We start from the raw sequence: 16,861 nt of genomic DNA, 5'->3' as shown, positions 1-16,861 counted from the left end.
AGCGCGCGCGAGAAGCAGCGAGACAGGCCAGGGCAAGGCAGCAACAGGCCTTGGCCGCCGGGCCAGGGCCTGCGGCTGGCTCAATGCAGCGCGTTGCCCCTGGCTTCGCGGCTGCGCGCCATCTTGACGCGGTACATGGCCGCATCGGCCTTTTGCAGCGCGTCGTCGGCGTCAATGGAGTCCGGCCGCAGGCAGACCACGCCCACGCTGGCGCCGCCGTAGTCCAGCGTCTTGCCATCGGGCAGATCGACCTGGAAGGCCGAGGCATCCGACAGGCGCTGCTGCAGTTCACGCGCCACGGCATCGGCCTCGCTGCCGAACAAGGGCCCCACGCCGATGAAGACGAACTCGTCCCCGCCAAAGCGAGCCAGCATGTCGGCGCTGCGCAGGTGGGCGGACAGGCGTTCGCCCATGGCACGCAGCAGCGCGTCGCCGGCCTCGTGGCCGTACTCGTCGTTGACGTTCTTGAAGCGGTCCAGGTCGATGAAGCCGACCACCACGCATTCCTGGCTGCGTGCGCAGCGCGCAATGAGCCGGCCCAGCTCATCGGTGAGGCAGCGCCGGTTGGGCAGGCCGGTCAGCGGGTCCAGCAAGGCCAGCGCCGCCAGCTCCCGGTTGGTCCGGTTCAGGCTGGCGATGAGCTGCTCGCGCTCCACGCGCTCGGCAATCAGGTTGGCGAACAGGCGCAGCATGCCTTCGGCCTCGCTGCTCAGGGCCTGCGAGGATTTGCTGGCCGCGCACAGCGTGCCATAGAGCTGGCCATCCGAAAAACGCACGGGCGCGCTGGCGTAGGTGCGTATGCCCAGTTCACGCGCGGCCTCGGAGTCTCCCCAGCAGTCGCCCACATCGGGCGTGTACATGCGGCCCTCGTCCAGGGCGCGCTTGCACAGCGTGTCGCCCCAGGGAACGACCAGGCCCTCGGGAATCTGCATCTCGCTGGCGTTACGTGCGTAGAGCACGCGCTGCTGGCCCTGTTCTTCGTTGATGGTGGTGAGATAGGTGGACTCCAGATGCGTGCTCTCTTCGAGCATTTGCAGCAGGGGCCGCGTCAACTCTTCCAACGAATGCGCCTGGGTCACGGACTGGGACAGGCGCTGGACAAGGGACTCCATGAAATACCTCTCGAAATAACTACGGATGCAGACTGCCCGCGCGCCTGATGAGGGAATGGGAAGGCAGGCGGGCCGGCACCAATTTGGGGATTGTGACCCGGCCGGACGCAAGCGGGAAGCATTCCCGCCGCGCGCTACATGCTGATACGTCTGCGCGCCACGGCCGCTGTCAGCGGCCCGACACGGGCGGCCACATCACCTGCACGCGCAGGCCGCCCAGCGTGGGCGAGCGGTCCAGCACCAGGCGAGCACCGTGGCGCTCGGCAATGGTCTGCACAATGGCCAGGCCCAGGCCGCTGCCCTGCGCCTGCTGGCCCGCTGAAGCCGCTGAAGCCGCTGAAGGTCCACGCACAAAGCGCCGCAGCACCAGTTCGCGCTCGCTTTCGGCAATGCCGGGGCCCGAGTCCTCGACCACCAGGGCGCGGCCCTGGGCATCGCTGCGCCAGCCGACATCGACGCGGCCGCCTTGCGGAACGTACTTGACGGCGTTGTCCAGCAGGTTGCGCACCAGCATCTGCAAGGACTGTGCGTCGCCCGCCACGGCAAAGGACTGCCGCAGTTGCGGGGACTCGCTCAGGCCCATGTCCAGGCCGTGCTGCTGGGCGGCCACGGCCTGGTCTGCCAGGGCCTGCTCCACCACTTCGCGCAGGTCCACGTCGGCAGGTGCGGCCGCGGCAGCGTCGTGCTGCCCCTGCATGCCTTGCACGCCTTGTGCCGTGCCTTGTACCGTGCCTTGGGCTTCCTGCCGCGCCAATGTCAACAATTGTTCGACGAGCCGTGTGGCCCGGTCTATGCCGGCCGAAAGACGCTGCACGGCCTCGTCATGCGCGGCCGCATCGGGCGCGCGCTGCAAGGCCACCAGTTGCAGCTTGAGCGCGGCCAGCGGAGAGCGCAGCTCGTGCGCGGCGTCGGCCACGAAGTGCTGCTGCGCCTCGAAGGCCTGGCCCACGCGCTGCAGCAGCGCGTTGAGCTCGGCCACCAGGGGCCGCACCTCGTCGGGCAGGCCCTCGGCAGGCACGGGGGCCAGGTCCTGCGGGCGGCGCGTGGCCAGCTCGCGGCGCACGCGCTGCACGGGCGCCAGCGAACTGCGCACCACCCACCACACGGCCAGCGCCAGCACGGGCGCCAGCAAGGCGATGGGCAGCAGACTTTGCCAGGCGGCATCGCGCGCCAGGGTGCGGCGCACGCGCATGTCCTGCGCCACCTGGATCACCTGCGAGCGCGTCTGCAGCGAGAACACGCGGTAGACGGTGCCGCGCGCAGGCACATCGGCAAAGCCCAGCACGGCCATCTGCGGCAGCGCGGCGCCCAGGGCGGATTCAAAAATACGCAGGCCTTCGTTGGTCCAGACCTGGACGATGAATTCGTGGTTCTCATCCTCGGGCGGCGTGCCCTGGGGCCTGCCGCGCGCATCCACCGGCAGGCCGGCGCGCAGCGCAAAGGCGGTCTGCTGCATCTGGTAGTCGAACAGGGTGTCGGTCTGCAGCAGCGCATTGCGGTAGGCCAGCAGGCCCTGCAGCAGCGCCGTGAGCACGATGGCCGCCCCCAGGAACAGGAGCAGCCGCGTGCCCAGTGCGCCGGGCAGGCGGCCGCGCGCCCGGGCGATAAGGGAGGAAACAAGGGAGGAAGCCGGCGCCTTCATGGCTTGGGCACCATGTAGCCCACGCCGCGCACATTGAGGATCAGCCCCGCACCCAGCTTCTTGCGCAGGCCGTGGATGTAGACCTCGATGGCGTTGCTGCTGACCTCGTCGCCCCAGCCGTAGAGCTTGTCCTCGATCTGCTGGCGCGACAGCGTGCTGCCCGGGCGCGCCAGCAGCGTCTCCAGCACCGCCCATTCGCGGCCGGAGAGCACCACGTCGCGGCCATCGACGCTGGCCTCGCGCGTGGCGGGATTGAGCCGCACGCCTTCGCGCTCGTACAGCGGATCAACTGCGCCCGACGCCCGGCGCGCCAGCGCGCGCAGGCGCGCGAGCAGCTCGTCCAGGTCATAGGGCTTGACCACGTAGTCATCGGCCCCCGCATCCAGCCCGGCAATGCGGTCGCGCACGGCATCGCGCGCCGTGGCCACCAGCACCGGCGTGCGGTCGCGGCGCCCGCGCAGGCGGCGCAGCACCTGCAGGCCATCCTGCCCCGGCAGGCCCAGGTCCAGCAGCACCATGTCATAGCCATGGCCGCCACCCGGGCCGGGGCACAGGGCCGCATCGGCCTGCAGGCCGTCACGGACCCAGTCCACCGCATGGCCCTCGCCGCGCAGCAGGGTCTGCACGGCCTCGCCGATCATGGCGTCATCTTCAACAAGCAGTAAGCGCATGGTTGAAGAATAGCTCCCTGGAAGGCTGGCTCAGTTGGCGACTCAGGGGGTGAGCGGCGGCTACACCGCCGCTTCAATCTTCGGCATGGCCATCCGGGCCTTGGTCAAGGCCATGCCCAGATTGGCGGTGCGGCGGCAGACGAAGACGGCCACGTAGTCGGGCATGAGCTTGCCGCGCAGGAAGACGTGGATGAGGTTGTCGCTGTTGACGATGAGCTCCTGGAAGTAGTGGTGGCCGTCGTCCTTGAGACCGCGCGACTTCTTGAACAGGCTCTCGATCATCGAGACATTGGGGCCGTTGAACAGGTCGGCCGTGGCCGCGGCCACGAGGTCGATGACTTCGCGCGGATGCGAGTCCACCGTGCGGATGGCCAGCAGCATGCCGGAGGCGGCATCCACGTAGCCGATGGCCAGGCACTCGGGCACGGACCCGGCCACCTCGCTCAAAACGTTATCCAGGCTCATTGCAGCTTTCCTTTTATTGTGAATGGATGTGATCGGTCAGCCCATCTTCAGCAGCAGTGCCACTTCGTACGCGTAGAGCAGGTCCTCCTGGGCCTGGGACTGCACGTACTGGGCGTCGATGAGGCGCACGCGGCGCAGCGCCTCGTCGGCGGTGAGGCCCTCGCGCACCAGCCATGCGGCCAGCACCGTGCCCGTGCGGCCCAGGCCGGCCAGGCAGTGCACGGCCAGCACCTCGCCCGCGCGCAGCATGGCCGACATGCGCGCCAGCAGCATCTGGATCTGGGCCACCGTGGGTGATTCGTGGTCGCGCACCGGCAGGTGCAGGTTGCGCAGGCCGTGCTGCTGCAGCGGCTCTTGCGGCAGGTCGTTTTCGGTCAGCGTGATCAGCACGGTGACGCCGCAGCCGCGCAGGGCCTTCAGGTCAAAGTCCATGGACTGCACCACGCCGGGCTGCGGCGCACCGGCCAGCCGGCCCGGCACCAGCCAGGCAAAACCGTTGGGGCCGCGGCTGGCGGGCACGGCCTGCGGGTCGGCGGCCAACGGCTGCCAGTCCACCAGCACGGCGGGATTGACGGCGCGCGGCCGGGCAGCGGCAGCGGGTGTCGGTGCGGGTGCGGGTACCGGCGCAGGCACGGGCACGGGCTCAGGTGCAGGCATGGGCTCGGATGCAGGCTCGGCGGCCACTGCATCCGACAGAAACTCGGAGATCGCGGCCACGGCCGCTGCAGGCAGGGGTGGCGGCAGAGGCACGCCCTCCTCCAGGTCTTCGGCCCGCGCATCGGGAGAGGCCACGGCACAGCTGCCGGTGCGCAAGAACTGCTGGCCCGCCAGCGACAGCGGCGCACGCTGAAAGGCTTCCATGGATTGCGCCTCGGCGATGCGGCCGCCGGCCAGCAGCAGCATGTCCTGCGCCACGGCCTGTGCGTGCTGCTGCTGGTGCGTGCTCATCAGCACGGCGGTGCGCTGACCCACCTGGCGCAGCAGTTCCAGCAGCACGAAGGCCTCGTAGCCCTCCAGCTCGGCCGTGGGCTCGTCCACCATCAGCAGCGCCGGCTCGGCCAGCGCCTCGCGCAGGATGGCCACGGCCCGCTGCTGCACGGGGGACAGCTGCAGCGCCGGCTGGTCGAACATCAGCGCAAGCTCGGGGAAGCCGAAGGCCTGCACCTGGGCGCGGCACCAGTCGCGCAGCTCATGCGGCACCAGCTTGAGACGGGGGCGCGCCAGCTCCACGATGGCATCGAAGGTGCTGGCCATCATCAGCCTGGCCTGCTGCTGCACCAGGCGCGGCGCCTGCATGCCGCTGCTCCATGGCTGGCCCGCGTAGCGCGTGCTGCCCCAGCGGCGAAAACGCGGATTGGCGGCATTGAGATCGGCCAGCGTGCGCAGCAGGGTGGATTTGCCCGATCCCGAAGGCCCCAGCAGAACGGTGACGCCCCGGGCGGGCAGTGCGAAGTCCACCTCAGCCAGGATGACGCGCGCACCGAACGATGCGCCCAAACCCGCCACCTGCAAGCTGTAGTCCTGATTCAAAGCCGTGCCTTTCCTGTGATGCGTTGCGCCCCCAGGGGCCGTATTCCGTGAATCAAGACGGTCAGCGCACGCCTCGATGGGCCGGCAGTCTAAGCGGTTTCCCTTACATCAATCCGTCACAAAAAGAAACATTACTAACGCAAACGGGCGTTATTTCACACGATACAACCATCACATTGGCGTACCGATCCTTGGACCGCTGGCATTTTTCTCTGGGTTTTCCCAAAGCGATAGCCCCGGCGCATTCACGCCGGGGCCGTGCGATCAATCAAGTGTGTGGATACTTCTGGTCCCTTACCTCCTTTCACTTACCCGAGACGTACGGGGACAAAGATCCTGTTGCCATCGCGCCAGATCAGCACGGCCACGGTCTTGCCGGCCTTGGCCATGGCGGCACGCACGGCCTCGATATCACCGGCAGGCGAGCCGTTGATGGACAGCAGCACATCGCCCTGCGTGATGCCGGCCTCGGCCGCCGGGCCTGCGGCGTCGGCCACGACCAGGCCGTCCTTCACGCCGATCTGCTGCTTTTCCTCGGGCTGCAGCGGGCGCAGGGCCAGGCCCAGCTTGCCCTTGCCGGCGTCGGGCTTGTCCTTGGCCACCTTGGCGGCCTTGTCGCTGGCATCGCCCAGCACGGCGCTGAGCGTGCGGGCCTCGCCGTTGCGCCAGATCTCCAGCGTGACCTTCTGGCCCGGCAGCGCCTGGCCCACAAAGGCCGGCAGATCGCCCGATCCCACGATGGGCTGGCCATCGATCTTGCGCACCACGTCGCCGGGCTCCAGGCCCGCCTTGGCGGCGGGGCCGCTCTTGTCCACGCTGGACACCAGGGCGCCTTCGGGACGGTCGAGCTTGAAGGAGTCGGCAAAGGCCTGGTTCACCTCCTGCACGGCCACGCCCAGCCGCGCATGCTGCACCTTGCCCGTGGCCACGATCTGCTGCTGCACGCGCGTGGCCACCTCGATGGGAATGGCGAAGGACACGCCCTGGTAGCCGCCCGAGCGCGAGTAGATCTGGCTGTTGATGCCCACCACCTCGCCGCGCGCATTGAACAGCGGGCCGCCCGAGTTGCCGGGGTTGATGGCCACGTCGGTCTGCAGGAAGGGCACGAAGGAGTCATCAGGCAGAGTGCGGCCCTTGGCGCTGACCACGCCGGCCGTCACGCTGCTCTCGAAGCCGAAGGGCGAGCCGATGGCCAGGACCCAGTCGCCCACGCGCAGATCGGCCGTCTTGCCCAGCGAGACGGTGGGCAGGTTCTTCGCCTCGATGCGCAGCACGGCCACGTCGGTCTTGGGATCGGCGCCCAGCACCTTGGCGCTGAACTCGCGCCGGTCGGTGAGCTTGACGGTCACTTCCTTGGCGCCACGCACCACGTGGGCGTTGGTCAGGATCAGGCCGTCGCTGGAGACGATGAAGCCCGAGCCTTCGCCGCGCGTGGGCACATCGCGCTGCGGCTGGCCCTGGCCCATGCCCGGCATGCCGGGCACGCCGAAGCGGCGGAAGAATTCAAAGAACGGATCGTTGGGGTCCATGCCCTGCAGGCCCTGACCTTGGCCCTGGCCCTGCCGTGCAGCGGCCTCGTCGCCATCCTCGCCCATGGCACGCGAGCTGCCGACCACGCTGATATTGACCACGGCCGCGCCGTTGCGCGCCGTGATGTCGGCAAAGTTGGGCGCCACCACGGCGGCGGCGGGAGAAGCTGGAGAAGCGGTAGAAGCAGGCTGTGCTGCGGGCGCAAACAGCGACGTGGCGGCACGCGCATCGCCATGCACCACACCAACCAGACCGGCGCCCGTGGCGCCCAGGGCGCCGATGGCACCTGCGGCCACCAGGGCCAGCACCAGACGGCGGGGAGTGGACAGAATCTTGTTCATCGCAGACCTTTCCTCAAAAGCAGCGTTCCTTGCTGCGTTGAGGAGAAGTCTGAAGGGGCAGACTTAGGCGAGGCTTAGAACCCTCGCCGTGCATCTCAGATCAGCGCCAGCACCTTCTCCGGCGGACGGCACAGCGCTGCGCCCTTAGGGGTGACGACGATGGGGCGGTTGAGCAGCACCGGGTGCTCGGCCACGGCGGCGATGAGCTGCTCATCGCTGACGGATGCATCGCCCAGGCCCAGCTCGGCGAAGACGGCTTCCTTGCTGCGCAGCAGCTCGCGCACGGGCACGCCCAGCCGCCGGACCAGGGCCTGCAGTTGCGCAGCGTCCAGGGGCTGGGCGATGTAGTCGACGATGGTCGGCTCTATGCCGTTGTCGCGCAGCAGGGCCAGCGCGCCGCGCGAGTTGCTGCAGCGGTTGTTGTGGTAGATGGTGATGTCGGTGCGGGGTGCGGTGGTGTTCATGGGCCGCAGTGTAGGCCCATGAAAATGCGCATCAGGCCACGGCTTCCTCGGGATGGGCATCGACCTCGCGGCCGGGCAGCAGCAGGTTCAGCCCCACCGCGACCAGGGCGCCGACGGTAATGCCCGAGCCGAAGACTTCGCGCACGAAGGCAGGCATGCGGGCCAGCAGATCCGGGCGCACCGTGACCGCCAGGCCGCAGCCCAGCGAGACCGCGATGATCAGGCTGGCGCGCCGCGAGTGCTCGGCGCCGCTGAGCATGCGGATGCCGGCCGAAATGATCATGGCAAACATCATCAGCCCCGCGCCGCCGAGCACGGGCTGCGGAATCGTCACCACCAGTGCGCCCAGCACTGGAAAGAGGCCGGCCAGCAGCAGCATGACGCCTGTCAGCATGACCACGTGGCGGCTGGCCACGCCGGTCAGCGAGACCACGCCCACGTTCTGGGCGAAGGTGGACAGCGGAGGGCTGGACATCACGGCGGCAAAGGCCGAGCCCACGCCGTCGCACAGCATGCCGCTGGACAGGCGCTTGCCGTCGATGCGCGTCTGCGTGGCCGCGCCCAGGGCCATGAAGGTGCCCGTGGTCTCGACGATGGTCACCAGAAAGGCGATGGACATGGCGACGATGCCGGCCACCGGGAACGTCATGCCGAAGGTCAGCGGCTGCGGGATGGCGAAGACCGCGGCCTCGCTCACCTGGGTGAAGTCGATCAGGCCCAGCGCCAAGCACAGCACATAGCCGCAGGCGATGCCCAGCACCACGGCCGAGGCAGAGACGATGCCCCTGCCCCACTGCACGAAGCCGATCACCAGCACCAGCACGAAGCCGGCGATGGCCAGGTGGCCGATCGCGCCGTAGTCGCTGCGGCCCACGCCGCCCGCAGCCCAGTCCACGGCGACGGGGGTCAGCGACAGGCCGATCATGGTCACGACCACGCTGGTCACGGTGTGCGGAAAGAAGCGGCGGATCACGGGCATGAAGTAGCTGCCCACGATCATCACCAGCGACCCTACCAGCGAGGAGCCCAGGATGCCGGCCACGCCATGCTCCAGCCCCACGCTGATGCCCGCGCCCACGAAGGCGAAGCTTGTGCCCATGACGCAGGGCAGCCGTATGCCCACGGGCCCCACCCCCCTGCACTGGACGATGGTGACCACGCCCGAGCCCAGCAGCGCTGCATTCACCAGGGCCACGATCTGGTCGGCCGGCAGCTTGAGCGCCCCGCCGAAGACCAGGGGCACGGCGATGATGCCGCCCAGCGCCGCCAGCAGGTGCTGCAGCGACAGAAGGACCGTGGTGATGAGCATCGGCGGTCGGTCTTCCACCTTGTAAAGCAGTTGTTCCATTGTCTTGTCTCCTTGTGTCCTGGCCGTCGGCCTCTTCAGAGGCACTTGTATGTATGTCGGGGCAGTGGTGCCGGAAAAGGGTGGGGGTCCTGAAAGTGCTGCCTGGGTCTTCGAGCCTCCTGGAGATGCTTCGGGGCAATGGCGCAGGGCGGCAGACCGGCACCCGCGATGGCCTGGGTGCCGGCCTGCCGCGCTGCAGGGAGATGTCAGTGGCCCGCTGCGCGCTCGAACAGCGTGCGGGCCAGCTCGCGGTGGCGGGTCAGCACGCGCGGCAGGTCGGCCGTGAGCAGGTGGCCGTCACGGACCACGACGCGGCCGTTGATGACGCTGGTGGACACGTCGGTAGGCGTGCAGAACACCAGCGCGGCCACGGGGTCATGGCCTGCGCCCGCGTAGCCCACGCCCGACATGTCGAAAGCCACGAAGTCGGCCGACATGCCCGGCGCCAGCGCGCCGATGTCGTCGCGCCCCAGCACGCGCGCGCCGCCCAGCGTGGCGATCTCCAGCGCCTCGCGCGCGCCCATGGCGGCAGGGCCGTGGCCCACGCGCTGCAGCAGCAGGGCCTGGCGCGCCTCGCCCAGCATGTGGGCGCCGTCGTTGGAGGCACTGCCGTCCACGCCCAGGCCCACGGGCACGCCCGCATCGCGCATGGTGCGCACGGGCGCAATGCCCGAGGCCAGGCGCATGTTGGAGCACGGGCAATGCGCCACGCCCGTGCCCGTGCGCGCGAACAGCGCAATGCCCTCGGCATCGAGCTTGACGCAGTGGGCATGCCAGACATCGGGGCCGACCCAGCCCAGGCTTTCGGCGTACTGCGCGGGGGTGAGGCCGAATTTCTCGCGCGAGAAGGCGACGTCGTTGTCGTTCTCGGCCAGATGGGTGTGCAGCGACACGCCGTGCGCACGCGCCAGCACGGCGGACTCGCGCATCAGCTCGCGCGTCACCGAGAACGGCGAGCACGGCGCCAGCACCACGCGCAGCATGGAGTGGCGTGCGCTGTCGTGGTACTGCTGGATCAGGCGCAGGCTGTCGCGCAGGATGGCTTCCTCTTCCTCCACCACCGCGTCAGGCGGCAGGCCGCCCTTGCTGCGGCCCAGGCTCATGGAGCCGCGCGCCGCATGAAAGCGCATGCCCATCTGCTGCGCCGCGGCGATGGAGTCATCCAGCCGAGCGCCATTCGGATACAGGTACAGGTGGTCGCTGGTGGTGGTGCAGCCCGACAGCATCAGCTCGGCCATGGCGGTCTGGGTGGAGACGTGGATCATCTCCGGCGTGAGGTGCGACCACAGCATGTACAGGTTGGTCAGCCACGAGAACAGCTCCGCATCCTGCGCGGCCGGCACGGCGCGCGTGAGGCTCTGGTACATGTGGTGGTGCGTATTGACCAGGCCCGGCATCACCACGCGGCCGCGCATGTCCAGCACCTGGGCCGTGCCGTCGTCCACCATGCGGCGGTACTGCGGCGGCAGATCGGCCGTGGCGCCCACCCATTGCACGGCCGGGCCGTCGGCCACCAGGGCGCCGTCGCGGATCTCGCGGCGCTGCGCATCCATGGTGACGAGTACATCGGCGTTCAGTGCGATCAAGGTCATGGCGTTCTCTTCTTCGAAATGGAAAAGCCGCCAGTCTAGGAAGGACAAGCCATTGCCGATAGCGCTGAATTCCGCCCGATGTGTCCACAAAAAGTGGACAGTGCCAAAGACTCACCGCCCCCCGGCAAACAGCCTTGCCAGCGCCTGGCCGATGGACTGGGCCATCAGCTCCCCCGCCGCGCTCAACTGCCCCCTGGCCCGGCCGGTCAGCACCAGCGTCTGCCGCCGCAGATGCGCATCGCGCAAAGGCACGAAGACCAGGGCATTGCGGCTGCGCTCCTCCATCACGTCCAGCGGGTTGAGCAGGGCAATGCCCTCGCCCAGCATGACCAGGCGCTGGATCAGCGCCATGGAGGTGGACTCGGCCACGGGCGTGACCTCGATGGCGTTGCGCGCAAAGGCTTCGTCCAGCAAGCTGCGGATGGACAGCGGCGGCGCGGGCAGGATGAGCGGATGGCCTATGCATTCGCTGAGCAGCACGGACGATTGGCGCGCCAGCGCATGCCGGGGCGGCACGATGGCGCCGATCTGCCATTCGCTGGTGGCCAGCGCGCGCAGCGCGGGGCGTTCGGACAGGTCGTAGGCCAGGCCCAGGTCGGCGTCGCCGCCTTCCACGGCGGCCGCGATGTCGCTCAGGGGCAGGTCGATGATGCGCACCACGATGCCCGGGTGGCGCTGGCGGAATTCATGCACCAGCGAGGGCAGCAGCGAGCCGGCCAGCCCCGTGGTCGCGGCCACGGTGATCTCGCCGCTGCGCGCGCCCTGCAGCTCGGCAATGCGCTCGCGCAGCGCAGCATGCTCGCGCAGCGTGGCGCGCACATGGGCCAGCACCATCTCGCCCGTCGGGGTGAGGCGCAGGCGCTTGTGGATGCGCTCGAACAGGGGCGTGCCCAGCTCGGCCTCCAGGTCGAGGATCTGGCGGTTGACGGCCGTGGGGGCCACGTGCAGATGTTCGGCCGCCTTGCGGATGGAACCGCGGCGGACCACTTCGTCGAGATAGCGCAGGACTCTGGCGTGCATGGCGCGAGCGTAGCGGGGTTTGCCGGGCCGCGCTTTGCAGCACCCGGCAGCCCAGGCTCAGCGGGCCGTGCCCGGGCGCTCGGCGCGCAGCGTGCGGCTGAGCATGATCACGGGGATCAGGCCCACCAGCACCAGGGCCAGCGACGGCAGGGCGGCCTCGCCCAGGCGTTCGTCGCGCGCGAGCTGGTAGGCCACGACGGCCAGGGTGTCGCTGTTGAAGGGGCGCAGCACCATGGTGGCAGGCAGCTCCTTCATCACATCGACGAAGACCAGCAGCGCCGCCGCCGCCGTGGAGCGCCTGAGCAGCGGCCAGTGCACGCGCGACAGCATGCCCCAGGCACCCGTGCCCAGCATGCGGGCCGAGTCGTCCAGGCTGGGTGCGATGCGCGCATAGCCGCTTTGCATGGACTGCAGGGCCACGGCGCAAAAGCGCACCAGGTAGGCCCAGACAATGCCCACGGCGGTGGCCGTGACCAGGCCGGCAAAGCCCCATTCGGGCCGCACCTGCTGCACCCAGCCCACGGGCAGCAGCAGGCCGACGACGACGACGGCGCCCGGCACCGCATAGCCCAGGCTGGCCAGTTGCACCACGCCGCGCGTGACGGCCGACTCCTTGTGGCGGCGCACGGCAAACGCCAGGGCCACGGCGATGATCACGGCCAGCACCGAGGTGATGGTGCCCAGGCGCACGCTGTTGAGCGCCCAGTCGAGGAAGCGGTCCCAGGGCAGCACCGACCAGTCGGCTGCCAGCGGGCGCAGCATGAAGAACACGGGCGCGACAAAGCCCATGAGCACGGGCAGCAGGCACGCCAGCCAGGCCAGCGCGCAGCGCCAGCCGCGCAGGCGCAGCGGCTGCGCCTCGGCAGAGCTGGCGCGGCCCGTGCTGCCGGTGACGAAGCGCATGCGCCGCTGGGCGCGCAGCTCCAGCTGCAGCAGCAGCACCACCAGCACCAGCAGGAAGGTGGCCAGCTGCGCGGCGGCAATGCGGTTGTCCATGGACAGCCAGGCCTTGTAGATGCCCGTGGTGAAGGTCTGTATGCCGAAGTAGCTGACCACGCCGAAGTCGGCCAGCGTCTCCATCACCACCAGGGCCACGCCAGCGGCCACGGCCGGGCGCGCCAGCGGCAGCGCCACCGACCAGATGCGCCGCGATAGCGGCGCGCCCATCAGGCGCGCGGCCTCCATCAGGTGCGCGGCGCGCTCGCCCAGCGCGGTGCGCGCCAGCAGGTAGACATACGGGTAGAGCGAGAAGATGAAGACCCAGACCGCGCCGCCGAGGCTGCGCACCTCGGGCAGGAGCCGGCCTTCCAGGCCATAGGTGTCGCGCAGCCAGGTCTGCAGCGGGCCGCTGAACTGCAGGAAGTCGGTATAGGCATAGGCCGTGACATAGGCCGGCATGGCCAGCGGCAGCAGCAGCAGCCATTCGAGCTGGCGCCGGCCCCGGAAGTCGAACAGCGTCACGGCCGCCGCCGTGCCCGTGCCCACGATGGCCGCGCCCAACGCCACCAGCAGGCCCAGCCAGACCGTGGTCCACAGGTAGCCGGGCAGCACGGTAGCCGCCATCTCGCGCAGGATGGAGCCGGCCAGGGCATCGCCCTGCCCCACGGGCAGCCAGGAGCCGAGCACGGCCAGCACGGGCAGCATCAGCACCAGGGCCAGCAGGAGCAGGGGAAGGGAGCGGAGTACGGACGACAGACGGCGCAAAGCGGAGGTCTCGGCTAGAGGATGAGGGGGAGGATCTGGCTGCCGGGCTATGGAACGGGCCGGGATCTGCGGCTGCCACCGGCCTGTGGGCCGATGTGCCGCCGAGACCGGACGTGCCTGCAGGCTGCTGGAGTCGGCGGGCTCCGGGCATGCCCCTGGCCCGCCAATGCAAATGCGAATTCTATTCATTTGCGCGGTTCTACAATCGCCGCATGTTTTTGACCGTCTCCCAACTCGAGGTGCGCTACCCGGGCCGCGACAGGCCTGCCGTGCAGGGCGTCACGCTGAATCTGGCCGCTGGCGACATCGGCGTGCTCATCGGCCCCTCGGGCTGCGGCAAGACCACGCTGCTGCGTGCCGTGGCGGGCCTGGAGCCCGTGAGCGGCGGCGAGATCCGCATCGACGGCCAGCTCGTGGGCAGCGCGGATTTCTCGCTCCCTCCCGAGCAGCGGCGCATCGGCATGGTGTTCCAGGACTATGCGCTGTTCCCCCATCTGAACGTGGGCCGCAACGTGGCCTTCGGCATCCACCATCTGCCCAAGGCGCGCCAGGCCGAGCGCGTGGCCGAGGTGCTGGAGCTGGTGGGCCTGGCCGGCAGTGCAGGGAGGTTTCCGCATGAGCTGTCAGGGGGCCAGCAGCAGCGCGTGGCGCTGGCCCGCGCACTGGCGCCCAGCCCGCAGCTGATGCTGCTGGACGAGCCCTTCTCCAACCTCGACGTGGACCTGCGCGAGCGCCTGGCGCACGAGGTGCGCGGCATCCTCAAGGCTGCAGGTGCCACGGCCCTGTTCGTCACGCACGACCAGCTGGAGGCCTTTGCCATCGGCGACATGATCGGCGTGGTCCACCAGGGGCAGCTTCAGCAGTGGGACGATGCCTATTCGCTCTACCACCGCCCTGCCACGCGCTTCGTGGCGGACTTCATCGGCCACGGCGTCTTCGTGCCGGCCACGCTGGCGCAGTCGGGTGCCGGCGGCGTGGTGGCGCGCACGGCGCTGGGCGATCTGGTCGATCCGGCCACCTGCCCGCTGCCCGCGCAGTTTCCGGGCGGCGAGTGCGATGTGCTGCTGCGCGCCGACGATGTGGTGCACGACGATGCCTCGCCCGTGCAGGCACGCATCCTGCGCAAGGCGTTTCGCGGCTCGGAGTTCCTCTATACGCTGGAGCTGGCCAGCGGCCACAGCGTGATGGCCCATGTGCCCAGCCACCACGACCATGCGGTGGGCGAATGGGTGGGAATCCGGCTCGACATGAATCACGTGGTCGCCTTCCCGCGAGAAACACAGGGCGCCCCGCAGTCCGCTGCAGCCTGAACCAGCGGCGTCCGCCGCGCCGTCCGGGCTTTGTCATTCGACGGTCACGGGTGGAACCCAGAATCAGTCACATCTTGTGACAATTCAAGGCCACCCATGTTTGCTCTGGACCCCTCCTCCACGCAGCACCCCGCAGCGGATCAGCTACCTGACCCTGCACCCGTTCCCGCGCTGGCCCCGGCGCCCGCCGCACCGCGCCTTGTGGCCCGTGCGGGCCAGCTCAGCCAGCCCACGGCACCGATCGCGCCCGAGGCCAGCAACGAGGATGTGCACCGGCTGTTCAGCGAGCAGCCCCTGCTCGAAACCCTGGCCGTGGTGGGCGATGACCGGCCGCTGGGCCTGATCAACCGCCAGCGCTTCATGGAGCAGTACGCGCGGCCCTTTGCGCGCGACGTGTTCGGCCGCCGCAGTTGCCTGGTCTTCACCGACACCGCGCCCATGGTGGTGGCGGCCGGCCTGCCCATCGACCAGCTGGTGCAGCAGGCGCTGGCCAGCGGCAGCCGCGTGCTCAAGGACGGCTTCATCACCGTGGAGGAAGGCCGCTACGCAGGCATAGGCACGGGCCACGCGCTGATGGCCGCCATGTCCGACATCGAGGCCGACAAGACGCGCCAGCTCATGGCCAGCATCGACTACGCCAGCCTGATCCAGCGCTCGCACCTGGTCGAATCCGACCGCGTGCTCGCCAGCCAGCTTGCAGACCACGGCCTGCTCTGGGAGCCGCGCGACGTGGTGGGCGGCGATGCGTATTTCTTCCGCGCCACACCGCAGGGCCTGCTGGGCTGCATGTTCGACTGCACGGGCCACGGCGTGCCGGGCGCCTTCATGACGCTGATTGCGCTGTCCTTTCTCGAACAGGCCGTGGCGCCTGCAGGTATCGGCACCAGCGCCGCCATCGACCCCGGCACCCTGCTGGGCCAGATGAACCGCTACATCAAGCGCGTGCTGCAGCAGCGCAGCCGCGACGTCCAGCCCGCCTGGGGCGCACCGGCAGCGCCCGCCGATGGCCTGCCCGCCGAAAAAGCCTCCAGCGACGGCCTGGACGCCGCGCTGTTCCTGCAGTCGCCCTGCGGCACGCAACTGCGCTTTGCCTCGGCCCGGCTGGACCTGCTGGTGGCGCCACCCGGCGTGCAGGAGGCGGCCCAGGTACAGATCCATGCCGGCGACAAGCTGGGCGTAGGCTATGCGACCACGCCCGACGACGCAGCCTGGAGCACGCAGGAGCTGGAGGTCGCGCCCGGCTCGCTGCTGATGGTGGCCACCGATGGCGTCATCGACCAATTGGGCGGCCCGCGCCAGATCGCCCACGGCAGAAAGCGCCTGGCGCGCTTCCTGCACGAGCAGCACGACCGCCCCGCCGCCCAGGCCTGCGCCGAATTCCGGCAGGCCTTTGCCCAGTGGCAGGGCACGCAGCGCCGCCGCGACGATGTCTCGCTGCTGGTGTGGCGCAACCAGGCCCTGCAGCCATGAGCCCGTCCGAATTCGCGCACCTGCGCGCCCAGGCCGAGCACAACGGCCTGCTGCTGTACTACGCGGGCACCTTCAACCCCAATGTGATCCAGGCGGCAGCCGACACGCTCAAGTGCCGGCTGGCCAGCGAGGACGGATCGAGCAGCGCCAAGCGCAAGCTGTTTTCCACCTTCATCGAGATGGCGCAGAACGTGCTGCACTACGCGGCGCCGCTGCCTGCCTCTGACGCCGGAGCCAGCCAGGCACTCGGTGAACCCGTGGCACAGGGCGCCATCGGCGTGGGCCGCATCGATGCACCGGCCGGTGCCCCGGACGCGGGGGCCGATCAGGCACAGGCGCGCTTCTGGATTGCCTGCAGCAACGCCGTGCGCCGCGAACATGTGCCGCGCCTGGCCGCCAAGCTGGATGCCGTGCGCGCCATGAGCCACCCCGAAATCAAGGCCGCCTACAAGGCCCAGCTGCACAACACCGACCACAGCGCCAGCGATGACATCAGCCGCGGCGCGGGCCTGGGCTGGCTGACCATTGCGCGCGACGCCTCGGCACCGCTGCAGTACCACATCGCCACGGGAGAGGACGCCGCAGATACCGCGCCCCATGCCGTGTTCCACGTCAAGGCGCTGATCTGAGCGCCGGGACCCCTTCCCGAATCCGAATGACGC

At 69.5% G+C, this 16,861-nt stretch carries 14 protein-coding genes; 3 read left to right on the top strand and 11 right to left on the bottom strand.

The window, feature by feature from the left end:
• Window positions 1-80: 80 nt before the first annotated feature.
• The 11 genes from LGR64_RS17195 to LGR64_RS17145 form a co-directional block, all read right to left on the bottom strand.
• Window positions 81-1,112, bottom strand: coding sequence for a GGDEF domain-containing protein (locus LGR64_RS17195; RefSeq protein WP_034390642.1), 1,032 nt, complete (start codon window positions 1,110-1,112; stop codon window positions 81-83).
• Between the two features lie 169 nt (window positions 1,113-1,281).
• Window positions 1,282-2,754 carry an ATP-binding protein gene (locus tag LGR64_RS17190; protein WP_230356313.1) on the bottom strand — a complete coding sequence of 491 codons (1,473 nt, stop codon included), beginning with the start codon at window positions 2,752-2,754 and terminating at the stop codon, window positions 1,282-1,284.
• Window positions 2,751-3,425: a response regulator gene (locus LGR64_RS17185; RefSeq protein WP_230356311.1), complete on the bottom strand. Its 675-nt coding sequence runs from the start codon at window positions 3,423-3,425 to the stop codon at window positions 2,751-2,753. Before LGR64_RS17185 ends, LGR64_RS17190 begins: the two co-directional genes overlap by 4 nt.
• A 60-nt stretch (window positions 3,426-3,485) precedes the next feature.
• The gene (locus tag LGR64_RS17180; RefSeq protein ID WP_012203525.1) at window positions 3,486-3,890 is read right to left on the bottom strand and encodes a hypothetical protein; all 405 of its coding nucleotides are present in this window, start codon (window positions 3,888-3,890) and stop codon (window positions 3,486-3,488) included.
• A gap of 36 nt (window positions 3,891-3,926) precedes the next feature.
• On the bottom strand, window positions 3,927-5,420 hold the full coding sequence (locus LGR64_RS17175) for a phosphatase domain-containing putative toxin (protein ID WP_230356308.1): 1,494 nt from the start codon (window positions 5,418-5,420) through the stop codon (window positions 3,927-3,929).
• Between the two features lie 308 nt (window positions 5,421-5,728).
• Window positions 5,729-7,291 (bottom strand): Do family serine endopeptidase, encoded by a 1,563-nt coding sequence (locus tag LGR64_RS17170; protein ID WP_141830109.1) that lies wholly within the window; start codon window positions 7,289-7,291, stop codon window positions 5,729-5,731.
• Between the two features lie 95 nt (window positions 7,292-7,386).
• Window positions 7,387-7,755 carry an arsenate reductase (glutaredoxin) gene (arsC, locus tag LGR64_RS17165; protein ID WP_141830111.1) on the bottom strand — a complete coding sequence of 123 codons (369 nt, stop codon included), beginning with the start codon at window positions 7,753-7,755 and terminating at the stop codon, window positions 7,387-7,389.
• A 31-nt stretch (window positions 7,756-7,786) separates the two neighbouring features.
• On the bottom strand, window positions 7,787-9,103 hold the full coding sequence (locus tag LGR64_RS17160; RefSeq protein ID WP_013804016.1) for a nucleobase:cation symporter-2 family protein: 1,317 nt from the start codon (window positions 9,101-9,103) through the stop codon (window positions 7,787-7,789).
• Window positions 9,104-9,309: 206 nt separating this feature from the next.
• Window positions 9,310-10,695: an 8-oxoguanine deaminase gene (locus tag LGR64_RS17155; protein ID WP_013804017.1), complete on the bottom strand. Its 1,386-nt coding sequence runs from the start codon at window positions 10,693-10,695 to the stop codon at window positions 9,310-9,312.
• A gap of 111 nt (window positions 10,696-10,806) precedes the next feature.
• On the bottom strand, window positions 10,807-11,715 hold the full coding sequence (locus LGR64_RS17150; protein ID WP_012203519.1) for a LysR family transcriptional regulator: 909 nt from the start codon (window positions 11,713-11,715) through the stop codon (window positions 10,807-10,809).
• A 57-nt stretch (window positions 11,716-11,772) separates the two neighbouring features.
• Window positions 11,773-13,419, bottom strand: a complete 1,647-nt coding sequence (locus LGR64_RS17145; protein WP_096915293.1) for an ABC transporter permease — start codon at window positions 13,417-13,419, stop codon at window positions 11,773-11,775.
• Between the two features lie 212 nt (window positions 13,420-13,631).
• On the opposite strand from LGR64_RS17145, the gene LGR64_RS17140 reads away from it, so the two are divergent.
• From LGR64_RS17140 to LGR64_RS17130, 3 genes are all read left to right on the top strand, one after another.
• Window positions 13,632-14,729: an ABC transporter ATP-binding protein gene (locus LGR64_RS17140; RefSeq protein ID WP_043783243.1), complete on the top strand. Its 1,098-nt coding sequence runs from the start codon at window positions 13,632-13,634 to the stop codon at window positions 14,727-14,729.
• Window positions 14,730-14,825: 96 nt separating this feature from the next.
• Complete coding sequence (locus LGR64_RS17135; RefSeq protein ID WP_230356306.1) at window positions 14,826-16,199, top strand: SpoIIE family protein phosphatase; 1,374 nt, start codon at window positions 14,826-14,828, stop codon at window positions 16,197-16,199.
• Window positions 16,196-16,828, top strand: a complete 633-nt coding sequence (locus tag LGR64_RS17130; protein WP_034390625.1) for a DUF6272 family protein — start codon at window positions 16,196-16,198, stop codon at window positions 16,826-16,828. The genes LGR64_RS17135 and LGR64_RS17130 overlap by 4 nt, the downstream gene beginning before the upstream one ends.
• Window positions 16,829-16,861: the final 33 nt, after the last annotated feature.

The organism is Delftia sp. Lp-1, assembly GCF_020523835.1.
Classification (GTDB): Bacteria; Pseudomonadota; Gammaproteobacteria; order Burkholderiales; family Burkholderiaceae_C; genus Comamonas; species Comamonas acidovorans.
This window is presented reverse-complemented; position numbering and strand designations above follow the sequence as displayed.

What these genes read in the sequence shown, in the direction of transcription:
- LGR64_RS17160 (WP_013804016.1), bottom strand. Translation starts at nt 9,103, where the DNA reads ATGGAACAACTGCTTTACAAGGTGGAAGACCGACCGCCGATGCTCATC.
- LGR64_RS17150 (WP_012203519.1), bottom strand. Translation starts at nt 11,715, where the DNA reads ATGCACGCCAGAGTCCTGCGCTATCTCGACGAAGTGGTCCGCCGCGGT.
- LGR64_RS17170 (WP_141830109.1), bottom strand. Translation starts at nt 7,291, where the DNA reads ATGAACAAGATTCTGTCCACTCCCCGCCGTCTGGTGCTGGCCCTGGTG.
- LGR64_RS17155 (WP_013804017.1), bottom strand. Translation starts at nt 10,695, where the DNA reads ATGACCTTGATCGCACTGAACGCCGATGTACTCGTCACCATGGATGCG.
- LGR64_RS17135 (WP_230356306.1), top strand. Translation starts at nt 14,826, where the DNA reads ATGTTTGCTCTGGACCCCTCCTCCACGCAGCACCCCGCAGCGGATCAG.
- LGR64_RS17130 (WP_034390625.1), top strand. Translation starts at nt 16,196, where the DNA reads ATGAGCCCGTCCGAATTCGCGCACCTGCGCGCCCAGGCCGAGCACAAC.
- LGR64_RS17190 (WP_230356313.1), bottom strand. Translation starts at nt 2,754, where the DNA reads ATGAAGGCGCCGGCTTCCTCCCTTGTTTCCTCCCTTATCGCCCGGGCG.
- LGR64_RS17195 (WP_034390642.1), bottom strand. Translation starts at nt 1,112, where the DNA reads ATGGAGTCCCTTGTCCAGCGCCTGTCCCAGTCCGTGACCCAGGCGCAT.
- LGR64_RS17140 (WP_043783243.1), top strand. Translation starts at nt 13,632, where the DNA reads ATGTTTTTGACCGTCTCCCAACTCGAGGTGCGCTACCCGGGCCGCGAC.
- arsC (WP_141830111.1), bottom strand. Translation starts at nt 7,755, where the DNA reads ATGAACACCACCGCACCCCGCACCGACATCACCATCTACCACAACAAC.
- LGR64_RS17185 (WP_230356311.1), bottom strand. Translation starts at nt 3,425, where the DNA reads ATGCGCTTACTGCTTGTTGAAGATGACGCCATGATCGGCGAGGCCGTG.
- LGR64_RS17180 (WP_012203525.1), bottom strand. Translation starts at nt 3,890, where the DNA reads ATGAGCCTGGATAACGTTTTGAGCGAGGTGGCCGGGTCCGTGCCCGAG.